Genomic DNA, 23,511 nt, shown 5'->3' on the forward strand with positions numbered 1-23,511 from the left:
CGCGGGCGGCGTTTACGTTCCCTTGGTCTGAAAATTGGCCGCTCTCATGGGCGGCGTCACGCCGGCCCGCGCAATTCGACAAGCGCCGCACGCGCCGCCGCTTCGTTGATGGACTTGCGATCAATGATCCTTCGCGCGACTTCAGCCACCTCGTCGCCGACAGCACCCGCCGCGAACGCGACATTCTGGGCATGAAGCGACATGTGCCCCCGCTGGATACCCTCGGTCACCAGGGCTTTCATCGCCCCGAAATTCTGCGCCAACCCCACGGCCGCAATGATCCGCGCCAGTTCTCCCGCCGTTTGAACCTGCAAAATGGCAAGCAGCGCGCGCGCCGTCGGATGGATTTTTACAGCACCGCCCACCAAGCCGACAGCGAGAGGCAATTCGATGGCGCCGGCCAGGTCGCCGCCGGATGTAACCTCCCATTGGGTCAGGCTGCGATAGCGTCCGGTGCGCGCGGCAAAGGCGTGCGCACCCGATTCCACGGCGCGCGTATCATTGCCCGTGGCAAGGACGACAGCGGAAATGCCGTTCATGATGCCCTTGTTGTGCGTTGCTGCGCGATAGGGGTCGTTATCGGCAAATTTATAGGCGGCGATCATCGCATCGCGGATCTCAGCACCCCCGATGGCTTCGCATGTCCAGGTCGCCCGCGCACGCACGACCCGTCGATCGGCGAGGTTAGACAGGATACGCAGCAGCGTCCGCCCGCCGGTCCACGCCGCGATATCAGGCGCAAGCCGTTCTGCCATCGAATTGACCGCATTGGCACCCATCGCGTCGTGCGTATCGATTACGATGTGCGTGATGACCATGCAGCCCGAATCCGTACCGATGAGACGGACATCGAGATCGCGGAAGCCTCCGCCCAGGCTGACGAGAATGGGATCGCAGGCGTTGCAGATGCGTTCGATTTCCGCCCGGCGTTCCAGAATCAGAAAACGCGCGCGGACGGGATCCGGTATATCGAGCAACTGGATCTGCGCGATCATTTCGGTTCCCGACATCGATGTCGTGAAGCCGCCCGATTCATAACATTGGCGCGCCGAATTGCCGACAGCGGCGATGACCGATGATTCTTCTGTGGCCATCGGTACAAGGACATCGCGCTCATCGACCCGCATGTTCGTCGCGATGCCGACCGGAACGGCGATGGTGGTGACCATGTTTTCGATCATATGGTCTGCCAGATGCGTATCGATATTGGATGGCCGGGCAAGCTGGCGCCGATGCTCGTCTTCAAGGTCTGCAAAGCCGGCGACCAGGTCGATGCGTTCCTCGACACCGAGTTTGTGAAAGCCTGATATCCGGGATGTCCTTCGGGTCGCGTCGTTTGTCACCGCTGCTCTTTCGCTTACTGTTGTACGGCGGCACCAGACGCGTCAATGCCGCAAAATAACTTCGACAATCCGCACGGTGTCCCGATTTATCGATAGCGATGTCAGCGGACATGATGCAGGTACAATTCAGGACAATATGATAGGAACGTAGCGAACGCCGGGAACAGAGCATCACGCCATCGCCACCCCTCAAGATTGATTTCGTCGTCAACAGCATCCTGATGCAACTGCGTGCGGGCACGCTGCGGCCCGGGCAGCGCCTGCCATCGATACGAGACGAAGCACAGCGCCTCGGCATCGGAAAAAATACCGTGGTCGAGGCATATCTTCGCCTGGTCGGGCAAGGCATTTTGCAGGCGAAACCGGGATCCGGTTATTATGTTGTCCGAACCCCTCCGGCTGCAACGCAGGAACACAAGATACCGCTGGTCGCTGCGACCGACCGGGTTTCGCTACTTGCCGAGCAGCTTGACCGCCGTTTGCCGATCCGTCCCGGCGATGGACGCCCACCTACCGAGTGGCTCGAAACCTCCGAGCTTCGTCGCTATCTCTCCTATCAAAGATTTCAGGAAGCAGATTCCTACAATTCGAGCTGGGGCTACGCGCCGCTTCGCGAACGACTGTGCGGCGCTTTGGCGGAAAGAGGTATCTCATGCCGGGAGAGCCAGCTGTTGATGACCCACGGCGCCAACCATGCGATGGATCTCGTCATCAGAAGATATGTCGCGCCGGGCGACAATGTGCTGGTTGACGATCCGGGCTATTATCCCTTGCTTGCCAAGCTGGCACTCGCAGGCGCCAATGCGGTCGGTGTCAATCGAATGCAGGATGGCCCCGATGTCGGCGATCTGGAAGCAAAGGCAAAAAAAAGCGGCGCACGACTTTTCTTCACCCAGTCGCTTGCTCACAATCCGACCGGTGGATCGATTACCTTCGGCACCGCCTATTCCGTGCTGAGAGCGGCGACGGAGTTCGACCTTCTCGTAATCGAGGACGATCCGTTCGCGGATATTCTGCCTTATACCGCGCCCCGCCTGGCAGCACTCGATCAACTCGACCGGGTAATCTATATCGGCACGTTCTCGAAAACATTGGCGGGCAGTTTCCGCACCGGCTATATCGCCGCCGCACCGCGACTGGCGAGCGAACTGAACGAACTGAAGGTCGTCACCACCGTTTCGACATCGGCGCATGACGAACGGCTGATCTTCCAGTTGGTCGAGCACGGCCATTATCTCAAGCACCTTCGCCGGCTGCGCGCGCGCGCGAGCACGGCCACCACGGCGAGCGTGAAGGCGCTGGAGGCTCTGGGGTTCAGCATCCGTCGCCCTATCGGCGGCGGCTTTTATCTATGGATCGAACTGCCGGAACATATGGGCGGCGATGATCTGGCCCATGATGCCGCGATGGCCGGCATCTTCATCGCCCCGGCCGCCAATTTCTCGACCTCCCGGAATCCGCCCCCCGCCATGCGCGTCAACGTGGCCTACGGCGCGGACCCGAGCTTCATCGGCTGGCTGGGCGATCAGGTCAATCGTCGCTGATCCGGGCGCGCGGCGAAGCGAAGCGGGCCAAGGATTGTTTGGCGGAATCGCTGGTGAATGTGCGCTGGCCGAGGATCGCTTCGCGCGCGAAGGCTTCCGCGACGGGAAGGTCATACAGCGTCAGTGCCGCTTCTTTGATGGTCTGGACCGCGACAGGGCTTTTGCTTGCGATCTCGGCGGCAATGGCAGCCGCCGTCGCTTCAACCTCGCCACTTGCAACCACCTGGTTCAACACGCCTCGCGACAGTAATTCCGCGGCGGTGAAACGCCTGCCCGTCAGCATTAATTCCATCGCATGCGCATAGGCGATCTGCCGGGTCAGGCGAACCAGCGTGCCGCCTGCAGGTACAAACCCGTGCCCGACCTCGGGAAGCTGGAACACGGCGTCTTCGGCAGCGATCCTGATATCGGTCGCCAGCAAAATCTCGAATCCTCCGCCCATGCACAGCCCGCGTACCGCAGACACGATGGGCTTGTAGAAGGCGCCGGTCTTGAGATGGGCCGGATCCCAGGCACTGATATCGAACCGGCCCGAAGCAAGCGCCGGAATGGATTCGGTGAGATCGGCGCCGACACAGAACGCCCGGTCCCCAGCGCCGGCGAGGACGACAGCGTGAATGCGATCATCGCTGCCGATCTCGGCGAAGGCGCGCCCGAGATCGTCGTACATGGCCAGCGTCAGCGCGTTGAGCTTTTCCGGCCGCGCAAAGCGAACGGTTGCAACCGCGCCGTCGCGCGTCACCTCGATCGCCACCTCAAATCACTCCGTCTTCGCGAAGCGCAGCAAGCGCAGCATCGTCGAGACCAAGCATGCCCTGAAGCACAGCGGCATTATGTTCACCCAGCGACGGCGCCGGATCGTGCGCCGCAGCCGTCGCACCCGAAAGTTTTATGGGCAGACCCAGCATGCGGATATCGCGCCCACCCACGGGAACATCAACGATCATGCCCCGCGCCTCGATATGTGGATCCGCGATCACTTCATCGATCGATTTTATAGCACTGAGCGGCACATCATCCCCTGCCATCGCTTCCAGCTGCGCCTTGGTGTAGCGGCCGAACCACCGTTCGAGCAAAGGGTTAACGATCTTTTCGCTGACCTCCGGATCGAAGCGTTTCTCCATCGTGTCGATCCGCGGATCAGTCGCCATCCCGGGCTCGCCGAACAGCGCGCAGGTGATCGCCCAGAACTTGTCCGTATATCCGCCGAAGAACACATAGCCGTCGGCACAGGGAAACTGGCCATAGGGCCGAACAAACGGATGATCGTTGCCGAGGGGACCCGCTATCTCTTTGTCCACGGTGTAGCGGACAACCGCACTTTCGGTGAGAGAGAGCACGGCATCCTGCTGGGAGATATCGACGACCTGGCCGATACCGGTACGCTCGGCCTCGCGCAATGCGGCGAGGATACCGATCGCCGCATAAAGCGCCGCCGAAAGATCGCCGATGATCGTGCCGACGCGAACGGGCGGCTGCCCTGGATAGCCGTTCATCGACCACAGCCCGCCAGTGGCTTGTCCGCTATTGTCATATCCGGGGCGCCTGGAGTTCGGTCCGGTACGTCCAAATCCGCTGATTCCGGCATAAACCAGGCGCGGGTTCTCGTGCTTCAGATCGTCGTAACCCAGACCGAACTTGTCCATGACGCCGGGGCGGAAGTTCTCGATCAGAATATCGGCTTTCCGAACCAGCCGTTTGAAAATCTCTTTCCCGTCTGCGCTTCTCAGGTCGAGCGAAACGCCCAGCTTGTTGCGGTTGTACTGCGCGTAAAAGGCGCTCGTCTGGCTTTCACCCTCGTTCACCATGGGCGGGAAGGTCCGCGTGTAGTCCGGGTCCTTGGGGTTTTCGATCTTGATGACCGTCGCGCCCATGTCGGCCAGAATCATCGCACAAAAAGGCCCGGCGACAACCCGCGTGACATCCAGAACGACAATGCCCGTGAGCGGCCCCGTGCGCGGCGATGCGGGGCCGGCGGTTTCATTGCCGTCAACGTTCAGCGGCATGCTATTCGTCCTTCAGAAGGTCGCGCTCACGCAGCAGCAGCATGGTCACAACAAGCGCCATCGCGACAACACCCCAACTGTACCAGAGCCCCGCGTAGGAGTTCCCGGTTCGGGCCACGATATACTGCTCCACAAACGGCAGCACCCCGCCGAAATATCCTGTACCGAAATGGTACGGAATCGACATCGAGCTATAGCGTATGCGCGCGGGGAACAATTCGCTCAGCAATGCCGCTACAGGTCCGTAAGTCGCGCCGGACAGCGCCGTGAGCGCCATGATGGCAAGGAAGATGATCGCAATGTTCCGCGGCGACGGCGTGACTTTTTCGAGCCGGTAGCCCGCCCCTGTCAAAGCCGCGTCGAGTTCGGCTTCGCTACGGCCGGTCACGACGCTACCCCCCACCGTCATCTCCACGGCGGGCGCTTGTTGCAGACTGTAGGAAATGCCTCGCTTCGACAGATAATCGATCAGGCGGCCGCACGCTTCGTCCTGTGTCCCGGCAAACGGATTGAAAGCGCAGTCCGGTCCGGAGACAACGATCGGCGCCTGCTGGGCTGCGCGCGTAAGATGCGGGTTCGCCGCCCAGCCGATCACCCAGTAGAGCGGAAAGAGCAACAGCAGCGTCAGCGCATAGCCTGTCACGATCAGCCGCTTGCGCCCGATGCGGTCGCTCAGCCAGCCGAACAGTATGAACCAGCCCACGCCCATCGCCGCAGCCGCGCCGACGATGATCTGCGCCACGCTCTCTTCAACGTGCATCGCTCTCTGCAGAAAGCCGAGCGTCGTGAACATCGCTGTGAACCAGATCACCGTGAGCCCGGCGGCGATACCGAACAGCGCCAGAAAGAGCCGTCGACCGTTTCCGGGATAGGTGAAACTTTCGCGGAGCGGATTCTTCGAGGTCTTTCCTGCCGCTTTCATGGCTTGGAACACCGGACTCTCGGAAAGTTTGACGCGCATCCAAAGCGAGATCGCAAGCAGCACGATGGAGAGCAGAAACGGTACGCGCCAGCCCCATGCGTTCCATGTCTCCGCGGGCATGCTCCATTTGCAGCCCAGCACGACCACAAGGCTGAGGAAGAAACCCGCGCCGACGCTCGCCTGAATGAAGCTGGTGAAGAATCCGCGCTTACCGGCGGGCGAATGTTCCGCCACATAGATCGCCGCACCGCCATATTCGCCGCCCAGCGCCAGGCCCTGAAGAATGCGCAGCAGGATGATGAGCGCGGGCGCAGCCAATCCGATGGCGGCATAAGACGGCACCAAACCCACACCCGCCGTTGCCACGCCCATCAGCAGGATGGTGACGATAAACGTGTGCTTGCGCCCGAACCTGTCGCCGAAATAGCCGAACACCACTGCGCCCAGAGGCCGGAAACAGAACCCCACGGCGAACCCTGCCCACGCAAGCAGTGTCTGGAGCTGTGCATTGTCGGACGGGAAGAAGACCTGGCCGATAATGCCCGATGCGGCAAGTGTACCGTAGATAAAGAAATCGTACCATTCGAACAAGGTGCCGAGCGACGAAGCCGTGATGACGCGGCGAACATCCTTGGCGGCTGGTTTATCCAGGCTCGCTTCTTCAACTGACACGATCATCCCCCATTTCCATGTTTCGTCCACTCACGCAGAAGGCGCGGCGAAGCGTTCCTCACCATCCACAAAGGTTCGCAGGACGCCGGTCTTCAAATATTGATCGGGCGCGACGGTAAGCAAATTTCGGTCGAGCACCGTGATATCGGCGAGGCTACCGGCGGCGATCCGCCCGAGGCGGTCTTCCTGAAACCCGGCAAACGCCGCAGTGCGCGTATAAGACGTCAGTGTTTCCTCGATCGACACCCGCTGTTCGGGATGCCACCCATTCGGGTTCGCGCCGTCGATCGTGTGGCGCTGCACAGCGGCATCGATGCCCGTCATCGGATCGAGCGGCGCGACCGGCCAGTCCGATCCGAAGCAGGTCCGGACACCGGCGTCGAGAAGCGATCGGAACGCATAGGTACGGTTCAGCCGCTCCTCCCCGATCCGGTGCACCGCCCAGCGCCCGTCATCGGCGGCATGGTAGGGTTGCACCGATGCGATCACGTTCTGCTGCGCCATGCGCGACCAAGCTCCGGGGCTCAGGTGCTGGGCGTGTTCGATCCGGAATCGCCTGTCGCGCTTGCCGTTCCGCCGCTCCGCATCGGCGAAGATATCGAGCACGACATCGTTCGCCTCATCACCGATGGCGTGGGTGGTGATCGTGAGCCCCGCCGCGTCCGCTGCCGGTATCCATTCGCGCATGTCTTCAACGCGCGTGGCCCACACGCCGCGTTGATCCGGCGCATCGAGGTAGGGTTCATGAAAGCGCGCGGTCCGCGCACCGAGCGAACCGTCTGAAACGCATTTGAGCGCGCCCCAGCGCAGCCAGTCGTCGCCCCGCCCTTCCGCCTTGACCAGCGCGGCCATGCGTTCCCAATCCGCGAGCGGGACAAAGGAATTGAAGCGAAGGCCCAGCCCCCCTTCGCGCCGCAAACGCCGCGCGACATCCTGAACGGTCCAGTCAATCTCGGTGTTATGGACCTGGCTGACTCCTTTGCTCAAAGCATGGTCAATGCCCTGGCGGACAAGCTGATTCGTGAGTGCATCGGTCAGCGGCGGGATCACTTCGCCCACGCGGCGCGTGGCGTTGTCCTTCAGCACCCCTGTCGGCTCGCCTCGCTCGTCACGTTCAATAACCCCGCCGGCGACATCAGGGGTATTCCGGTCGATTCCGGCAAGGCGTAGCGCCGCCGAGTTCAGGAACAGCGAATGCAGATCGGTGCGGGGAATGGCGATCGGCGTGTCGCCGGACACCGCATCGACCCATTCCTTGCGTGGCAGCTCGCCGCCCCAGCGCTGCTCATCCCACGGCCCGCCCGTCAACCACTGGCCGGCTGGAACGGCGCGAACGGCCGCGCCGATGCGGTCGATGAACTCGGCTTTGGACCGAACATCGAGGAAAACAGGCTGCGCGAGCGTGATGGAGCCCAGCAGAAAATGCGTGTGGCAATCGATGAAGCCGGGCATCACGAACACGCCGCCGCAATCGATCACACGCGTTCCCGGGCGGGTTGCAGATCGTACCGCGCTGCTCCCAAGGGCTGCGATCCGGTTCCCCGAAATGCCGACAGCATCCGAGATCACGCCAGGATCGCCGGTCCACACGACTGCGTTGACAAGCGCAGTGTCCAGTGTGCCGTGCGCCGCGAATGCCGGCCCGCAGAGCGCGGCGGCGGCTCCGGAAGCGATCAGTTGGCGACGCGTGATCTGATGATTCATATTGTCCTGTCTCCCAAGTCCGTCTTCAGCCACTCGCCCGTTTCGATCAAACGCCGAGGCGCTTTACATCGCACCTTGCAGCGCGAGTCGTCATCGTGTTTCTCCAGCGCGTTCCAGGCAAGGCGCGCGACCGGGCAATTCTTGCGCATAAGCACGAAGCGAAGCGGTATCGAGCCTCTGCAGTTCCGGATAGTTTTCAAGCGTCGACTTCAGCCCTGCGGGCCGAAAACCACGAACATACTGGTTGAGGAAAGCGAGTGTCGTATCGTTGATGATGGCGAGCGCCCGTTCACCGTCAAGGCTGGTAAAATGCTTCGACTTGTATGGCCCGCGCGCGCCCAGCACGAAATCGGTCAGCCCCATGTGCAAAATGCCGCGCGCGCGAAGCCGAAGTATGTCCTCCCTATCGCCGACGCAGTGCCAGTTCTCCCATGCATAGTCCGTGGGATTGAATGTCCGGTCACTGCGCTGTTTATCGCTGAACGGCTGATCCGTAAGTATCAGAAGGAGCGGAGCGCGCAGCGCGCGGTCGAATTGCGCGCCGTCAAAATTCTCTCCGTCGAGATCGACCGCCGCAACGCAGTCGGGATCGGCGTCGCAGGCGCTCGCAGCCGTCGATCCGCCGAACGACATACCCGCATACGCAATTCTGGAAAAATCTGCGACCGCCATGATACCCTGAACTGCGGGCGGTGGACGATCGCGCAATGTCCGGCTCGCAAACAGCACATCGTCCCGCCAGACAGTCAGACTTCGGCCCAGCCGGTGTCCTGAGACCGCGGCCTTGTAGGACGGCAACGCCGCTATGCGCTTTTCGTGGCTCTCGCCTCCCATAAATGCCGACGTTGCCGCGTCCCATTTCCGGTCGGCCGCCGGATCGCCAACCCCTTCCGGGCCGGTATGAAGCGCCGACGTTATCAATGTCCCGTCCTGCAACCGCACATCGGCGCTGTCGCGCGGGTGCGCAACACTGACGGCGATATAACCATGGCTCGCCAGCCGTTCCATCAGCGCCGAATTCTGGGCACGGAACGACCAATAGCCGTGGCTGAAAACGACGATGGGAAACTTATGCCCCTGCGCGACATCGGCATCTTCGATGGCATGCGTACCCGTCGAATGCAGCGAAAGGAACCGATATGCGGGAAAGCCCCACAAGGTCGCCACCGATACCGCCTCGTCAAGCGCCTCGCGCCGCGTGAGATAGGGGCGTATCTTTCCCTTCGCATCGGCCGACGCCGGATACCATATGGTTAGCGGAATATCCCTTTGCACATCGGGGCCGAGGTACGACACGCCCCGGCGGGACGTATCGCGCAGATCGATATTCTGAATACCGACACGAAACGGCCCATCAGGCGCTGGCAAATCGAATATCGGGAAGAAAACATACGGCACGACTGCGACAAGCGTGAGCCCGGCGGTGGAGGCCGCCACAAGGCGTCTCCGTTCGGCGTGCCATACCATCCATGCGCCGAGGCCCGTCGAAACTGCGGAAACCACAAGCGCAGGAACGATCTGCCAGCGTAGCGACCAGGCCGCGATCGCCGCGACGACAAGTGCCGTGAACGACCCGCACAGGAAGGCACGTTTGCTGCGCGGGTCATGCCAACACGAAAGCAGGACCGCCGAGAGAAACAACAGCGCAAAGACGATCATGTCCAGTAACGGCACGCCCACTCCCCTGTCGTCCTCGCGTCAACCCTGAACCGGGAAACCGGGCCGGGCTATGCAAGCCCGGCCCTCTCCTGTGCTTTAAAATACCAGGTCAAGTCCAAGCCGAATGTAGCGTGGCCGCTGATAGCCGATCGGCGATCCGTATTCGGGCCGCAGGGCATCGCTGTTGTAATCGATCTCGCCGATCTGATCGACGTCGGTCACGCCCTTGAAGCTGAACAGGTTGAAAACATCGGCACGAAGCGTCGCCTTGCCCATCACCGGCAGATCGATGTCGTACCGGACGGAAACATCGATGTTCTTGACCCAGTCACTTTTCAGTCCGGCACCGTCGAGACCCGTACCGCGAGGTTGCAGGCGGCCGAGGCAGTATTGCGACCAGGCACCGTAGAAATACCCGAGGTTGGTGCCGTCGAACCCGCCGCGGCTGTTGCCGATACAGCCGTAGTGACGCGGCGAGGACAGCGATGCGTTGAACCCGAACAGCAATGCGTCCGTCACCTGATAGGCACCCCAGACCTTGAACTGGTGGGCGCGGTGGTTCGGCAGTTTACCGTATGCGCCCTCCATCAGGTCGGGTTGATCGAAGTCGCGCGTCAGGCCCGTGCCGTTCTGGCTGAAGTCGGACTGGACGAAGCCTTCGACGTTGCCGCGGCTTTTCGACCACGTGTAGGAACCGCGCAGCGACCAGACGCCGTCGAAGGCACGTTCGAAGGTGAACTCCACCGCATCATATTTCCGCACAGCGCTCGGAATGCCGATGTCTTCGGCATTCAGTGTAACTGTTCGCGGCGTCGCTTCGCCGTTGATCGGATCGCTGAGCGTGATCTCGATATCCCGGTTCGGATTGGCGACGACATATTGGTGATATCCCGACCAGATATCGTCGCATCCGGCGATGCCTTCCGCGGCGCAGTATGAGCGTACCGCCGCATCGATCGCGATGTCGTCGGCGACCGCCAGCAGGCGCCGACGCGTATAGGCGACGCCGAACGTCCATTGCTCGTCGAAACGGTATGATGCGCCGACGATGATCTCGTCTTCTTCGCTGGCCTTCAGGTTTCGCGAGGCCACCTGGCCGGGGTCGCGGATCGCACCGGTCGCAATGACGTTGCAATTGGCGCCGCCCACGCCGAAAATCGGCGCCGGGCAGGCTTGGCCTCCGTCCCACCCGGTGATCTGGGTGGTGAGCGTCGGCACGCTGCTGGCACTGAACGTGCCGTCGGTCTGCCAGTATTCGGTGAAGCTGATCGGAGATCCGAAACTGACGGCGGAAACATTCGACGCCACCGGAAGATAATAGCGGCCATAATTGGCATAAAGCTTGATCCGGCCATCCCCCGATACGTCATAGGATGCACCGATGCGCGGGGCCCAGGCATTGTCAAGATCGATGAATTTTACGCCCGCGTTGCTGGAGTTGGTGAACTGATCGAGCCGAACACCGAGATTGACGGTCAGCCTGGGCGTCACGCTCCATTCGTCCTGGACGTAATACGCCTTGTTCTTGCCCTCAAATCCGCCGCCGAGGCTGCCGTATCCGACACCTACATAAACCTCGTCCGCCGCGAGACCAGCGGCCACACACTGCGGCGTATCCACACCGCAGACGTTGAGGTAATAAGCGACACCGCCGGGCGCCGCCGCAAGCCCGTTCGCATCGTAACCATCCGCGCCGGTGGGCACGGAAACCTTCGACAATTTGGTGTTCTCGGTGTCCATGCCGAAGCGGACATGGTGGTCACCGAGCATCGAGAAATACAGATCGGCGTCGATCCGGTAGAATTCGCGCCGCGTGCTATAGGGAGACTGAACGCTGTCGAGCTTCTGGTCACTGAGAACCACGCCGGTCAGCTCGTCCCGCACATAATTGCCGTCGTTGTTGGTGAGAACGTCGAAGCGCTCCTTGGAAACGCCGTAGGCACCCGAAATGGTGAACCACTCGGCCAGATTCCCGGTGTAGCGCGCAACATAGCTCGCCCCGCCCGACCGATGGCGCGTCTGGCCGAGTTCACCGCCCACCGTGTCCGTCGCCGCATCGAAGGCGTACGTGGTTCTGCGGCGTTCGGTGCCGGTGTCGAAATATGTGAATTCCAGATGATGGTTATCGAGCGGATAGGCATCGAGCTTGATGCCCCAGATCGGATCATTGTCCCGGTCCACGAAACGCGCGCCCGATTCGATACTGCTGTGGCCGCTCTTGATGTCGCGGAACTCGATCAGGCCATACGCGAACAGCCGATCCTTGATAATCGGGCCGCCTACTTCCGCGATCGCGCTGAAATTGTTGTTCGTGTCCTTCCCGTTGCGATCGCGATAGGTATCCTTGGTTGTAGACCTGAGGCTGTTCGGTTCCCAGTTGAGATGAATGCCCGCCGTCAGGTCGTTCGTGCCGGCCTTCGTCACGGCATTGATGATGCCCCCCGTCGCCCGGCCGTATTCGGCAGGATAACCGCCGGTCTTGACCTCGACCGACCGGAAGAATTCGAACGGAACCGGCGCGGAGCCCAGATACGTGTCGAAGTTGGTGATGTTGAGGCCATTGATGTAATAAGCGTTCTCCGCCACCGAAGCACCGCCGAACGACGGAAGGTTGCCGAAGGCCGTATCGCCGGCCGTGGCGGTGGGCGCGAGCAGCGCCGCATCGGTGAGGCTGCGACCGAGCGGCACGCGGCCGGTCAGCTCCTGAAGGTCGACCGCAATGCCGGTGGTGGTATTGGAAAAGTCGAGATTGCGCCGTGCGCCCGTCACGACGATTTCGCCGCCCGAACTGACGACAAAGGTGTAATTGGCGGTTGCCGAGGCTGCGATCTGCATGCCCTCCTCGCTCGTGTCCCCTGCAGCGGACGTGATGGCAACGCTATAGCGGCCCGGCGGAAGCCCACCGAAGCGGAAGCCGCCCGATGAACTGCTGTTCGCCGTGCGGGAAAACCCTTGGTCTTCCGAGGTCAGCGTGATGTTCGCGCCTGCAACGGGCGCGCCGTCGGCGTCGTTGATCGTTCCTGCAAGAGCGCCCGATGTATAATCCTGCGCCATGGCGGGCGCATTGATGCCTGCACTGAATACGATTACCGGCGCTGCATATAGCGCCAGCACGGCCGCCGAACCCGATGTCAAGAACCGTGTCAATTTCCCCATGCTACGAATCCCCCTTTTTAAAACCGTGTCGTTCGCCCCGGCCACGTAGCCCGGACGCAGGAATTGGATATTCCCTTCACCGGGCGGACACTGAAGCCGATGGCTTTTCGCGCTCCGTCCGATGTGCAGGAAAATTTAGTAGAGCATCGACGAACCGACGTTCAGGCATGATTATGAGCTTATGTGCAGTTGATGTCCTCGCTTCGAAGCGGGTACAATTTGCAGAATACGCGCCAAAATGGCGTGAAATGCGCTGCCCCATGCAGGAACGATTGTACCTGATCTGTATCGCGCACGAGCCGCATCATAGGGACAAATCCGCCGAAAACGTCTCTCATGGCGCAGCGCCTTACCTGAAAGCGACCGTGATTACCCCCCGATCCGCTGGCAAAACGCCGTAGAAAGCGATTCTATGAGGGCGGCAGCTATCGCAATCATGGCTGAACGGAGACTTACGGAATGAACATGTCGTGGACGAAGCTCGTCGCTGTCACAGCACTTGCTATCGCGATCCCCGCCGTATCGGCAAGTGCAGAGCCGCCCGCGCCACCGCAATCCCCGCCCGGCTATACGATGCCCTCGACCCACATGTGGGACATGACGTCCGACACCGGGGAGGTCTACCGGATCTTCGTTTCATTCCCCGGCGAGGGCGAACCGCCCGCTGACGGCTATCCCGTGCTCTACGTGCTCGATGGCAACGCGAGCTTCGCGTCCTTTGCCGAAACGCGGCGGTTGCAGGAATTCTACGCGGTCGGAAAATCGATCATCGTCGGCGTCGGCTATCCGACCGACAAGACATATGATGTCAGACGCCTCAATGACCTGACCCCGCCGCTCCTCGATCCCGCGCCCACACAGTGGCGCGGACTGGCGAAATACGAAAGCGGCGGCCGCAAGGAATTCCTGGATTTCCTGACCGGAAAATTGCGCACCGAAATCGGCCGGCGCTACAAGACCGATCCCGAACGCCAGGCCTTGTTCGGTCATTCGCTGGGCGGTCTGTTTGGTCTGTATGCGCTTTATTCGCGGCCCGATGCCTTTCATTCCATTATTGCGGCAAGCCCCTCGATCGAATGGAATCATCAAGGCGTGCTGAGCGAGGAGCGGGCGTTCACATCGCAGCTTGAAAACGGCAAGATCGGACGGACAAGCCGCCTGATGATTGTTGTGGGAGATCTCGACGTCGACGACGATCCCGAACCTGCGCGCGCGCTCGCGGATCGGCTCGATCGGTTCTCGGATCGCGGTCTTCGTGTCCGCTTCACGCGCTACGAACACGAAGGCCACATGAGCGTACCCGCCCGGTCAGTCACCGATGTCCTGCGGTTCGCGTTCGAGATACGCTGAGCCCGCGCGGCGGGCCGATCGTTACCCGCTTTTTGTGGAACGCGCGCGCGGCAGCAGGACTATCATCGTCGCCGCGAGCAGCCCGCCGAGGCCCATCGCCAGCGAGACGATCAGCAGGCTGTTTCCACCCGCAAACAACGCGCCCGCAACCACCGGCCCCAGCGCCGATCCTCCGCGCCCGACGCCGATCACGAAGCCGGTTCCGCTCGCGCGAAGCGCTGCCGGATAGGTCTGCGCGAAGATGGGATACATGCCCACGACCCCCGCATTGACGAAGAAGGCCGCAACCGCAGCCGTAATCGCAAGCCGCGTGAGATCGGGCCCGGCGAGGCCGAAGGCACCGATAGCGAGAAACCCGGCCAGCATCGCACCGGCAACCAGGGGCCGCAGGTTGAAACGCTGGCTCGCAAGGCCGATGACCAGCGCGCCCGCCAGATTTCCCACGTTGGCGGCAACGAGTACGCGGCCTGCCTCCGCCGCGTCGAAACCGAGATCGACGACGATCTTGGGAATCCATTTCTGGATGTAATAGAAAAACAGGATCTGCGCGAAATAGGCCGCCGTGAGCAGGATCGTCACGCGCGCATAATTCTGCGAAAAAAGCGAACCGATGGAAGGCTTCACGACCTGTTCCGGCGGCGGAGGCAGCGTATCGACCGGCGCGTGGCCGAGCTTGCGCAGTGTGTGATTGACACCTTCGAGCGCGCCCTCAGGTCGCCGCGCAATCAGCGACTCGATCGATTCCGGCAGGAAGAAAATCACCAGCGGAATCATTGCGGCAGTCGCCACAGTGCCGAGCATGAAAACCGATCGCCAGTCGCCTGTCATCTCCAGCAGTGCGGACGCCACCAGACCGCCGGAAATGGCGCCCACCGAATAGCCCGCGATGTTGAGCACCATGTTGAGTCCGCGTCGCCGGTCGTTGGAGAACTCGGCAACCATCGCGCTCGTTGAAGAGATCATGCCGCCGATGCCGATACCTGTCATGAATCGCACCGCCGAAAGCGTCAGCACGTCGTTCGCAAACAGCGCGGCGGCCATGCCCAGCGTCATCACGATCAGGCAGGCAAGAATTGTCGGTCGCCGTCCGATCCTGTCGGCAATGTTACCGATGAGCACCGAGCCTGCGGCCATGCCGAACAGTTCCATTGAAAGAACCACGCCCAGCGTCGCCCTGTCGACACCCCACTCGGCGGCGATGCCCGGCGCCGCGAAACTGATCGCGAGCACATCGAACCCGTCGAGCGCGTTGAGCGCGATGCACAGCGCCACGACGACAATCTGCACCGGTCGCATCGGTGCTGCGGCAAGCACCGCCCTTGGGTCACTCGTCATGCTGCCCTCCCCCTGAGAAACGCGTACCCGATCGGTCGCGGCTCTTCTTTGATTCCGAGCGCGGACGCTACAGCGCCGCCAGATGCCGTGCGACGATAGCCGCCATTTCCGGCCGCCGCTCCAGACAGCGTGAAACCGGACCCACCACCACGACCGACATGTTCCGGTCGCTCCCCGGCAGCGGCAGGGCCACGCCGGCCAGATCGGGCGTATATTCGGCGTTGCTCTGGTGCCAGCCGCGCTTGGCGGCATGCTTCAATTCCACCTCCACCGCCTCGGCGCTTGCCGGTGTCGTCGGCGAATAAAGCGTGAAATCGATCTTCCGATACAGGCGCTCGCGTTCGTCCGCACTCAGTTGCGCGAGAAGCGCACGCCCGGCCGAACTCGCATGGATCGGCACCCGGTCGCCGACGCGCGCGAAATAGCGCACCGGCTGACGCGATTCCGCGACATCCACGAAGGTCGCGAAGATCCCCGCAGGTGCCGAGATCGCGGTCGTCTCGCCGGTGGCTTCCATCACGTCGCGGGCGAGCCGCTGAAACCGCTCGGGCAGCGGCTCGGCCCGCGTCACCGCTTCGGCGAGCACCAGCCAGCGCGGGCTGGGATAATAGCTGCCGCGTCCGCGCGGTTCGTAGAGATAGCCCTTGGCGGCGAGCGTGCCCACCAGCTTGAACGTGCTCGATCGCGGCCAGCCGAGATCCCCGGCGATCTCGGCCGGAGTCGCGGGCTTCAGCCGCTTGGCGAAGTATTCCAGAATTTCCAGCACATTGGCTGCTTGCCGCACGATCATCTTGGTTTTCGCCTGAAGGATATTGCAGCCTCCCGTATGGCCGAAGCGGCGCGCCCGGAAAAGCCGCAAGCACCTGCGTTCACCGTGCCGTGAAGCCGCCGTCGACGGGCAAGGCGACGCCGGTCACGAAGCTCGCTTCGTCGGAAACCATCCACAGCACCGCGTCGGCCACCTCGCCCGGCTTCACGAGCCGCCCCATCGGCACGGCCGACACGATCTTCGCCTCGTTCGCTGCGGCTTCGGCGGGATCGCCGCTGCGGCCGGTGAAGCCGACCTTCATCGGCGTGTCGGCAAGGCCGGGACACACCACGTTCACGCGAATATTGTCCGGGGCGAACGCCAGCGCGAGGCTCTTGCCCAGCCCCACCACGCCCCACTTCGCCGCCGAATAGATCGGGCTCATCATCGATCCGACGAGGCCGGAGATCGAGGATGTGAAAACGATCGCCCCGCCGCCGCGCGCGCGCATGTGCGGCGCAACCCGCCCCGCGCCGAGTGCCGCTGCGGTGACATTGAGCGCGATCGCCTTGTCATAGGCAGCAAGATCGAGGTTCTCGACCGATGCCGGGCCGGGCATTCCTGCGTGTGCCCACAAAATGTCCGCGCCGCCCAGCGCCGCAACGGCCCGGTCGATGCTTTCCGTCGCGCCTTCGGGCGTGGAGAGATCGGCGGCGACGGGTGTTACCCGGCTGTCCCCGAACTCCTCGACGAGCGCCGCAAGCGCATCGGCATTGATATCGATGGCGGCAACGCGCGCGCCTTCGCGCACGAAACGCTCCACGCCGGCGCGGCCCATGCCGGATGCCGCAGCAGTGACGATGGCGAGCTTGCCCGAAAGGCGCATGGTCTTGTCCTCAGTTTGCAAAGGGATCGGCGAATGTGCCGGTGGTCGAAACGATCGTGGTCTTGGTTTCGAGGAACGGATCGAGCCCTTCGATGCCGTTCTCGCGGCCCCATCCGCTGGCCTTGACGCCACCGTAGGGCGTCGACCAGCGAATGTAGCGGTAGGTGTTCACCCACACCATGCCCGCCTCGATCCGCGCGGCGACGCGGTGCGCACGGCCTGTGTCCCGCGTCCACAAACCGGCTGCGAGGCCGTAAGGCGTCGAATTGGCGATCGAAACGGCTTCGTCCTCACCGTCGAAGGGGATGATCGCGGCCACCGGCCCGAAGATTTCCTCCTGCGCGATCCGCATGTTCGCCGACACCCCGGCAAACACGGTCGGCTCGACGAAATAGCCGTCAGCAAGGCCGTCGCGATCGATGCGCGCGCCGCCTGTAATGAGTTCCGCCCCTTCCGCGCGGCCGATCGAAACATAGGAGAGCGTCTTTTCGAGCTGCTGCTGATGCGCCTGCGGCCCCATGTGCGTCGCCGGATCGAGCGGTATGCCGACCCGCACGCGCGCGGCGCGTGCGCGGAACGCCTCGACCACTTTGTCGTAGACAGGCCGCTCCACCAGCACGCGGCTGCCGAGCGCGCAGCTCTGGCCGCAGAGTGCCCATGCCGAGCCCGTCGCCGCGTTCAGCGCCTGATCGAGATCGGCGTCGGCAAAGAGGATGTGCGGCGCCTTGCCGCCGAGTTCGAAGGTGCAGCGCGTCAGCGTGTCCGCACCCGCTTTCAGGATGGTCTTCGCCGTTGTCCCCTCACCGGTGAAGCTGATCTTGGCGACATCGGGATGCTCCACCAGACGCGCACCCGCGACCGGGCCATCGCCGGGCACGACGTTGACGACACCGGGCGGAAATCCCGCCTCCTCGAACAGATGCGCCAGCGCCAGCGAAGACGCCGGAGTCTGCTCCGCCGGTTTCAGCACCACCGTGCAGCCCGCTGCGAGCGCCGGGCCGAGTTTCCACGCCGCCGCCATCAGCGGCACGTTCCAAGGCGTGATCGCGCCGACGACGCCCACGGGGTGACGCGTGGTAAAGGCGTGGACACTGTCGTCCATCGGAATGGTGCGCCCGCCGAGCTTGTCTGCGAGAGAGGCGAACCAGTGATAATATTGTGCATGCAGCCCAATATCACCGCGCGACTCCCGCACCGCGCGGCCGTTGTCGCGCGTTTCCACCTCGGCGAGCGCGCCAACCTGAGTTGCGTAAAGGTCCGCGAATTTCCTGAGCAGCGCCGCGCGCTCCCACGGCGGCATCCTGCGCCACGGCCCCTCGAAAGCCGCCTTCGCCGCCGCGACTGCGGCATCGATGTCCCGCGCCCCGCCGTAGGCCACATCGCCCCAGGGCTGGCCTGTGGCCGGATCGATGCTGGGCCGGACGCCGCCATCGATCGGGGCCACCCATGCGCCGCCTATGAACAGACGATCGAAACGAAACCCGGTCGACATCGCGACTCCCCAACTAATTTCTGATTGTGGCCAAATTTGTCTCCATTTAGGAATATATGTCAAGATGGAGAGAGGGATCATGCTGCCATTGCTGGATGGAATACGGGTAATCGAGGTCGGCGCGGTGGTGCTCGGCCCCTATGCGAGCCAGCTGCTTGCAGACCTCGGCGCCGACGTCATCAAGGTCGAACCTCTGGAGGGGGATATCGCGCGCCAGGCCTTTCCGCATGGAGAGGGCGGCGGCGCGCTTTTCGTGAACAACAACCGCAACAAGCGAATGCTTGCGATCGACCTGAAGGCGCCTGAAGGCCGCGCTGCATTCGCGGCACTTTTGAAAACTGCCGATGTGCTCTTCCACAACATGCGCATTGATGCCGCCGACCGGCTCGGCCTCGGCTTCGAGACGGCAGCCGCGATCAATCCGCGTATCATCCATTGCGCCGCAGTTGGCTTCGGCCAGCGCGGCCCCTACCGCGACCGCCCTGCATTCGACGATATCATTCAGGCCGCGGCAGGCATCGCGGGCCTGGGGATCGCAGCGGGCGGCGAGCCGCGCTTCGTGCTGACCATTCTTGCCGACAAAATTGCGGCGCTCCACGCGGTCTACGGCATCCTTGCCGCACTTGTAGCGCGCGCGAACGGCCGCGAGGGCGCGATCAAGGTCGAGGTGCCGATGTTCGAGGCGCTCACCGCCTTCCTTCTCAACGAGCATCTCGCAGCGGCGACATTCGATCGCGAGGGCGCCGTCGGCTATCCGCGCATACTCTCCCCGAACCGCCGCCCGTTTCGCAGCGCCGACGGCTGGATCGCGGTACTGCCCTATACGGATCGCCAGTGGCGCGCCTTTCTGGCGGAAATCGGTCGCGAGGACGTGGCGGAAGAAGACTGGTTCAAGGATGCGCGGCAGCGCGCCGCACGGATCGATACACTTTACGCGCTCGTCGCCGAAAGCCTGGCTGCGCGCACGACCGCCGACTGGATCGCCGCGCTTTCGGCGCGCGACGTGCCGTGCTCGGAAGTCAAAACGCTCGAAGGGCTGCTCACCGATCCGCATTTGTCGCAGCTCGGCTTTTTCGACGTTCCGGAAACATGGCCCGAAGGCGTTGTCCGCAGCCTTCCGCAAGCCGTTCTGTTCGACGGCTTCGAACCGCGCCCCGACACGCCGCCGCGCGGTCTGGGGGAAGACAGCCGCGCGATCCTGCGCGAAACCGGAATGCCGGAAAGCGACATCGATGCCCTGATCGCGACGGGCGTCGTTAAAAGCGCCCCGGATTGAAGCGGCGCATCCACGCCGCCGTCGCCGCGTCGGGTAGCGACCCCAAGATGGATTGCAACGTCTCGGGCGCCTCGTCCTGTCCGAGCTTGAACCGTCCCGACAGTCCTGTCACGCGCGCCCGAAAGCCGATGATCTGGGCAAGCATCTTCTCATAGCGCGCGCCCAGTTCGTCAGCATTCCAAGGCTGCGCACGACCCGTTTCCACCGCATCAAGCAGAACCTGCAACGAGGTTTCGGTAAACCCCGCGTCAAACGTGATCTCCGCGCCGATCTTCAGCTGCGCATAATTCCATGTCGGTCCCCAGTTGCGCAGGCCCGCGTGTTCAGGGCTCACATAGGCGTCCGGCCCCTTGAACAAAATCGTCGCGCGGGGATCGGCGGCCAGTGCGGCATGAAGGGGATTGGCCCGCCCCATGTGGCCGATCAATTCCACAAGGGTTCCATCCTCGCCGAAAACACCGACGAGCGGCAGCAGGCTTGCCTCCATATCGGCCGCGCCGCCGCCGCAAACCCACGCGAGCGGATAGGCCTCGATCAGCGCGCGCACATCCTCGGGGGCGAATTGTTCGAATATCGACACGTGACACGGCTCCGTCTTTTTTGCGCGCGAGGCGCATAGCCTTCGCGTCGATGCGCTTCAAGCCGTGGGGGCGGGCTGCCCGGAAACGAGGCCGCGCTCGGCAGCGATGCGCACCGCATCGCGGCGCTTGGCGACGCCGATTTTACGGAAAACCGATTTCAGCCGGTATTTCACGGTATCGGGCGACATGCCGATCAGCCGGGCGATCTCCTTGTTCGAATGGCCCTGGCTCAGATACAGCAACACCTCGGCCTCCGCCTCCGTGAACGGTCCTTGCCCGGTCACTGTATTCCGACAGGCCGCGACAGACCGCGCCAGCGATTTCAGGAACTGCGCCCGAAAGCGGTCCACCTGCGTATCGGCGCGCATCGCATCTTCAAGGCAGGGCTGCACGAACTGCCGCGCGTCCACGAACGGCCGAACGATATCCTGGAACATCGCGATGCTGACGGCCTCGTCGAAGCAGTTCCGCGCATCCTCGATCGCGCCGAGGTTGCGCATCGCCGCTGCGCTCAGGATGTTGATATCGACGAGAAACCGCCCTGCCCCGCGCTGATCCGCCCATGCCCGCAGGCGCGTCAGTTCGTCCAGCGCGGCGTCGTGTTCGCCGGTGAGCAGGCAAAGCCTGACCCGGCAGAGCGACGCGGCCACGGCCACGGGACGGTACTGCGGCGAATCTTCCGCCATCATGTCGGCGTAGCGGTCGAGATCAATCGCCTCGGCTGCGGACGAAAGCCCCTGCGATATCTTCAGGTCAGTCTCGCAGATGTCCGCGAGCTGTTCGAGCTGCAGCAGCCGCCGACGACCCGCCACGCGCCGTGCGCGCGCCACGACATCGCACGCCTCGTCGAATGCCCCCTCGCCCGCCAGCGCCCCGGCCTCGGTGAAATAGGCCACCGCGTACACATCGACCCAGCCGTCCGACTGTTCCATGTGCGGCAGCGCCCACGACAGAAGCTCGCGCGCCTCGGCGACCCGGTCCTGCTCGTACAGCAGTTCCGCCTGAAACGCCGCGCAGTTGGCGGCAAGGTCGGATCGGCTTCCGAAATTCTCCACGATCGCCTGCCAGGCTGCCTGCAGGATCGTTGCGGCTTCTTTCGATCGCCCCTGCGCGCGCTTGATCCGCGCTTCGAGGAAGCGCGTGAAGAGATCGCTGTAGAGCGAACCGCAGGATTGGTAATGTTCGCGCGCGGCGAGTGTCGGCTGCAGCGCGCGTTCCAGCCAGCCGCCCTCGAAATATTTCGCGCCGAGCGATTCGGATATGTTGGCGAGGACGAGATGATCGTTCGCCGGAAACTTGCGGAGCAGCGCCTCGCGCGACAGCAGATCCTCAAACGTCATCGGCTCGTTTTCATAGTCGGTGAGCGTATCGCCCACGACCTGCATTTCGATGCGCATGGCGGCGGAAAGCTCCGCCGTTTCCGCTTCGCCCGCCAGCTGATCGTATTCCGCGCGCGCCGCGCCCAGCTCTCCCAGCTTGATCTGCAGATACACCTGCGCCAGCGCGAGCCCGGGACGCGATCGGATAAACCCGGCGGGCAGCTTCGAAAGGCCGCGCTCGACGACGCCCTGCAAGCCTTGCGGTATCAGCCGCCAGCCTCCGGCTTCCTCGATGATCCCGGCGAGCAGCATGTCGTCCGACGCCAGGATCGCGTGGTTCACCGCGTCCGCCACCATGCCGCGCTCGGCGAACCACTGCGCGATACGCCGCTGCAGGGCGGAGTAGCCGGCACGGTCCGATCGCTCGAAGCGGTCACGCAGATATTCGGCGAACAGCTGATGATAGCGGTATTCGCGCCGCTCCCACGTCACCGGCGCCAGAAACACGCCCTGCTGTTCCAGCCGTTCCAGCACCAGCCAGCCGTCCTGCCGGTCGCACAGCAGATCGACCAGTCCGCCGGTCAGCCGGTCGAGCAGCGCGGTGCGGATCACGATCTCGCGCGTCTCCTGCGGCAGCGTCATCAGCACCTGCTCGGAAAGATAGCGCGCAAGGTCGGTGCTCGATCCGCAATATTCGTCGATCACCCGTCCGGCGTCCGCGCCGCGCTTCAGCGACAGCGATGCCAGTTGCACGGCGATCGGCCAGCCTTCGGTCCGGTCGAGAATGGTTTCGATGTTGGACGTTTCCAAAGGCTGGTCCACGCGCGCCAGCAGGCTTTCCGCCTCGGCAAGCGAGAACTTCAGCTGATGCGCCGTGATTTCGAGCAACTGCTCCTCGGCCGCGAGCACGGACTGGCCGATGCGGGGATAGTCGCGGGATGCAAACACGAAATGACAGTCGGCGGGCGCAAGCCGGATCAGCGATTGCAGGAACGCGACCACGGGTTCGCTGTCCGCGTGGTGAAGATCGTCGAGGATCAGCACGAAGGGCTTTGCACGCCCTGCCAGACCGTTGATGATGGCGGAAAGCGCGGCACGCGGCGGCAGGTCCGGCGAGGAGCTTTTCTGGCTTCCGTCCTGAGCATCGCTGTGGATGGCAATCAGAAGATAGCGCACCAGCCGTTTCAGATCCCGGTCATCGCGTTCCAGCGTCAGCCAGGCCACCTGCGCTGCGGCCGGGTCGAGACTGTCCCGCCACTGCGCGAGAAGGCTGGTCTTTCCGTATCCGGCGGGCGCGTGGACGAGCGTAAGGCGGTGGGACAGCGCATGGTTCAGCTGGCGCAGCAGAAGTCCGCGGTGAATCTGCTCGCCCATCCATATCGGCGGATCGAATTTGGCGGCAATCACATCCAGCATGGGGCCTCGAACCTCGCGCGCGTGATTTAACGTGACCAAGCGCGCGGAAGTTACGGATAAAGGGCGTTTATGGCAACCTGCCGGGGTATCCGCGCGGCGCAG

16 protein-coding genes are annotated in these 23,511 nt (G+C 63.0%); 3 read left to right on the forward strand and 13 right to left on the reverse strand.

The window, feature by feature from the left end:
• Nucleotides 1–56: 56 nt before the first annotated feature.
• Nucleotides 57–1,343, reverse strand: coding sequence for a hydroxymethylglutaryl-CoA reductase, degradative (locus tag GGQ98_RS02255; RefSeq protein ID WP_184064487.1), 1,287 nt, complete (start codon nucleotides 1,341–1,343; stop codon nucleotides 57–59).
• Between the two features lie 194 nt (nucleotides 1,344–1,537).
• Here GGQ98_RS02255 and GGQ98_RS02260 point away from each other — a divergent pair, with 194 nt between their 5' ends.
• Nucleotides 1,538–2,887 carry an aminotransferase-like domain-containing protein gene (locus GGQ98_RS02260; RefSeq protein ID WP_341534113.1) on the forward strand — a complete coding sequence of 450 codons (1,350 nt, stop codon included), beginning with the start codon at nucleotides 1,538–1,540 and terminating at the stop codon, nucleotides 2,885–2,887.
• Here the strand turns inward: GGQ98_RS02260 and GGQ98_RS02265 are convergent.
• The 6 genes from GGQ98_RS02265 to GGQ98_RS02290 form a co-directional block, all read right to left on the reverse strand.
• Complete coding sequence (locus GGQ98_RS02265; RefSeq protein ID WP_184064493.1) at nucleotides 2,874–3,641, reverse strand: enoyl-CoA hydratase-related protein; 768 nt, start codon at nucleotides 3,639–3,641, stop codon at nucleotides 2,874–2,876. The two genes, GGQ98_RS02260 and GGQ98_RS02265, sit on opposite strands and share 14 nt — an antisense overlap.
• Before the next feature lies 1 nt (nucleotide 3,642).
• The gene (locus GGQ98_RS02270; protein WP_184064496.1) at nucleotides 3,643–4,893 is read right to left on the reverse strand and encodes a CaiB/BaiF CoA transferase family protein; all 1,251 of its coding nucleotides are present in this window, start codon (nucleotides 4,891–4,893) and stop codon (nucleotides 3,643–3,645) included.
• A 1-nt stretch (nucleotide 4,894) separates the two neighbouring features.
• On the reverse strand, nucleotides 4,895–6,493 hold the full coding sequence (locus GGQ98_RS02275; protein ID WP_184064499.1) for an MFS transporter: 1,599 nt from the start codon (nucleotides 6,491–6,493) through the stop codon (nucleotides 4,895–4,897).
• 24 nt (nucleotides 6,494–6,517) lie between these two features.
• Nucleotides 6,518–8,191 (reverse strand): amidohydrolase, encoded by a 1,674-nt coding sequence (locus GGQ98_RS02280; protein WP_184064503.1) that lies wholly within the window; start codon nucleotides 8,189–8,191, stop codon nucleotides 6,518–6,520.
• A gap of 90 nt (nucleotides 8,192–8,281) precedes the next feature.
• Nucleotides 8,282–9,865, reverse strand: a complete 1,584-nt coding sequence (locus GGQ98_RS02285) for an alpha/beta hydrolase (protein ID WP_184064505.1) — start codon at nucleotides 9,863–9,865, stop codon at nucleotides 8,282–8,284.
• Between the two features lie 81 nt (nucleotides 9,866–9,946).
• Nucleotides 9,947–12,997: a TonB-dependent receptor gene (locus GGQ98_RS02290; protein ID WP_184064508.1), complete on the reverse strand. Its 3,051-nt coding sequence runs from the start codon at nucleotides 12,995–12,997 to the stop codon at nucleotides 9,947–9,949.
• A 468-nt stretch (nucleotides 12,998–13,465) separates the two neighbouring features.
• Between GGQ98_RS02290 and GGQ98_RS02295 the strand changes: the two genes are divergently transcribed.
• Nucleotides 13,466–14,356, forward strand: a complete 891-nt coding sequence (locus GGQ98_RS02295; RefSeq protein ID WP_184064510.1) for an alpha/beta hydrolase — start codon at nucleotides 13,466–13,468, stop codon at nucleotides 14,354–14,356.
• 21 nt (nucleotides 14,357–14,377) lie between these two features.
• Here the strand turns inward: GGQ98_RS02295 and GGQ98_RS02300 are convergent, their stop codons facing one another.
• The 4 genes from GGQ98_RS02300 to GGQ98_RS02315 form a co-directional block, all read right to left on the reverse strand.
• Complete coding sequence (locus tag GGQ98_RS02300) at nucleotides 14,378–15,691, reverse strand: MFS transporter (RefSeq protein WP_184064513.1); 1,314 nt, start codon at nucleotides 15,689–15,691, stop codon at nucleotides 14,378–14,380.
• A 67-nt stretch (nucleotides 15,692–15,758) separates the two neighbouring features.
• The gene (locus GGQ98_RS02305; RefSeq protein WP_184064516.1) at nucleotides 15,759–16,481 is read right to left on the reverse strand and encodes an IclR family transcriptional regulator; all 723 of its coding nucleotides are present in this window, start codon (nucleotides 16,479–16,481) and stop codon (nucleotides 15,759–15,761) included.
• A 79-nt stretch (nucleotides 16,482–16,560) separates the two neighbouring features.
• Entirely contained in the window at nucleotides 16,561–17,325 is a 765-nt protein-coding gene (locus GGQ98_RS02310; protein ID WP_184064519.1) for an SDR family NAD(P)-dependent oxidoreductase, read from the reverse strand.
• A gap of 10 nt (nucleotides 17,326–17,335) precedes the next feature.
• Entirely contained in the window at nucleotides 17,336–18,817 is a 1,482-nt protein-coding gene (locus tag GGQ98_RS02315) for an aldehyde dehydrogenase (protein ID WP_184064522.1), read from the reverse strand.
• 79 nt (nucleotides 18,818–18,896) lie between these two features.
• Here GGQ98_RS02315 and GGQ98_RS02320 point away from each other — a divergent pair, with 79 nt between their 5' ends.
• Complete coding sequence (locus GGQ98_RS02320) at nucleotides 18,897–20,093, forward strand: CaiB/BaiF CoA transferase family protein (RefSeq protein WP_184064525.1); 1,197 nt, start codon at nucleotides 18,897–18,899, stop codon at nucleotides 20,091–20,093.
• Here the strand turns inward: GGQ98_RS02320 and GGQ98_RS02325 are convergent.
• Both GGQ98_RS02325 and GGQ98_RS02330 read right to left on the reverse strand, forming a co-directional pair.
• Nucleotides 20,074–20,673 (reverse strand): FMN-binding negative transcriptional regulator, encoded by a 600-nt coding sequence (locus GGQ98_RS02325; protein WP_184064527.1) that lies wholly within the window; start codon nucleotides 20,671–20,673, stop codon nucleotides 20,074–20,076. The two genes, GGQ98_RS02320 and GGQ98_RS02325, sit on opposite strands and share 20 nt — an antisense overlap.
• A gap of 57 nt (nucleotides 20,674–20,730) precedes the next feature.
• Nucleotides 20,731–23,409, reverse strand: coding sequence for a winged helix-turn-helix domain-containing protein (locus GGQ98_RS02330; RefSeq protein ID WP_184064529.1), 2,679 nt, complete (start codon nucleotides 23,407–23,409; stop codon nucleotides 20,731–20,733).
• Nucleotides 23,410–23,511: the final 102 nt, after the last annotated feature.

Source organism: Sphingosinicella soli (genome assembly GCF_014199685.1).
Taxonomy (GTDB): Bacteria; Pseudomonadota; Alphaproteobacteria; order Sphingomonadales; family Sphingomonadaceae; genus Sphingosinicella; species Sphingosinicella soli.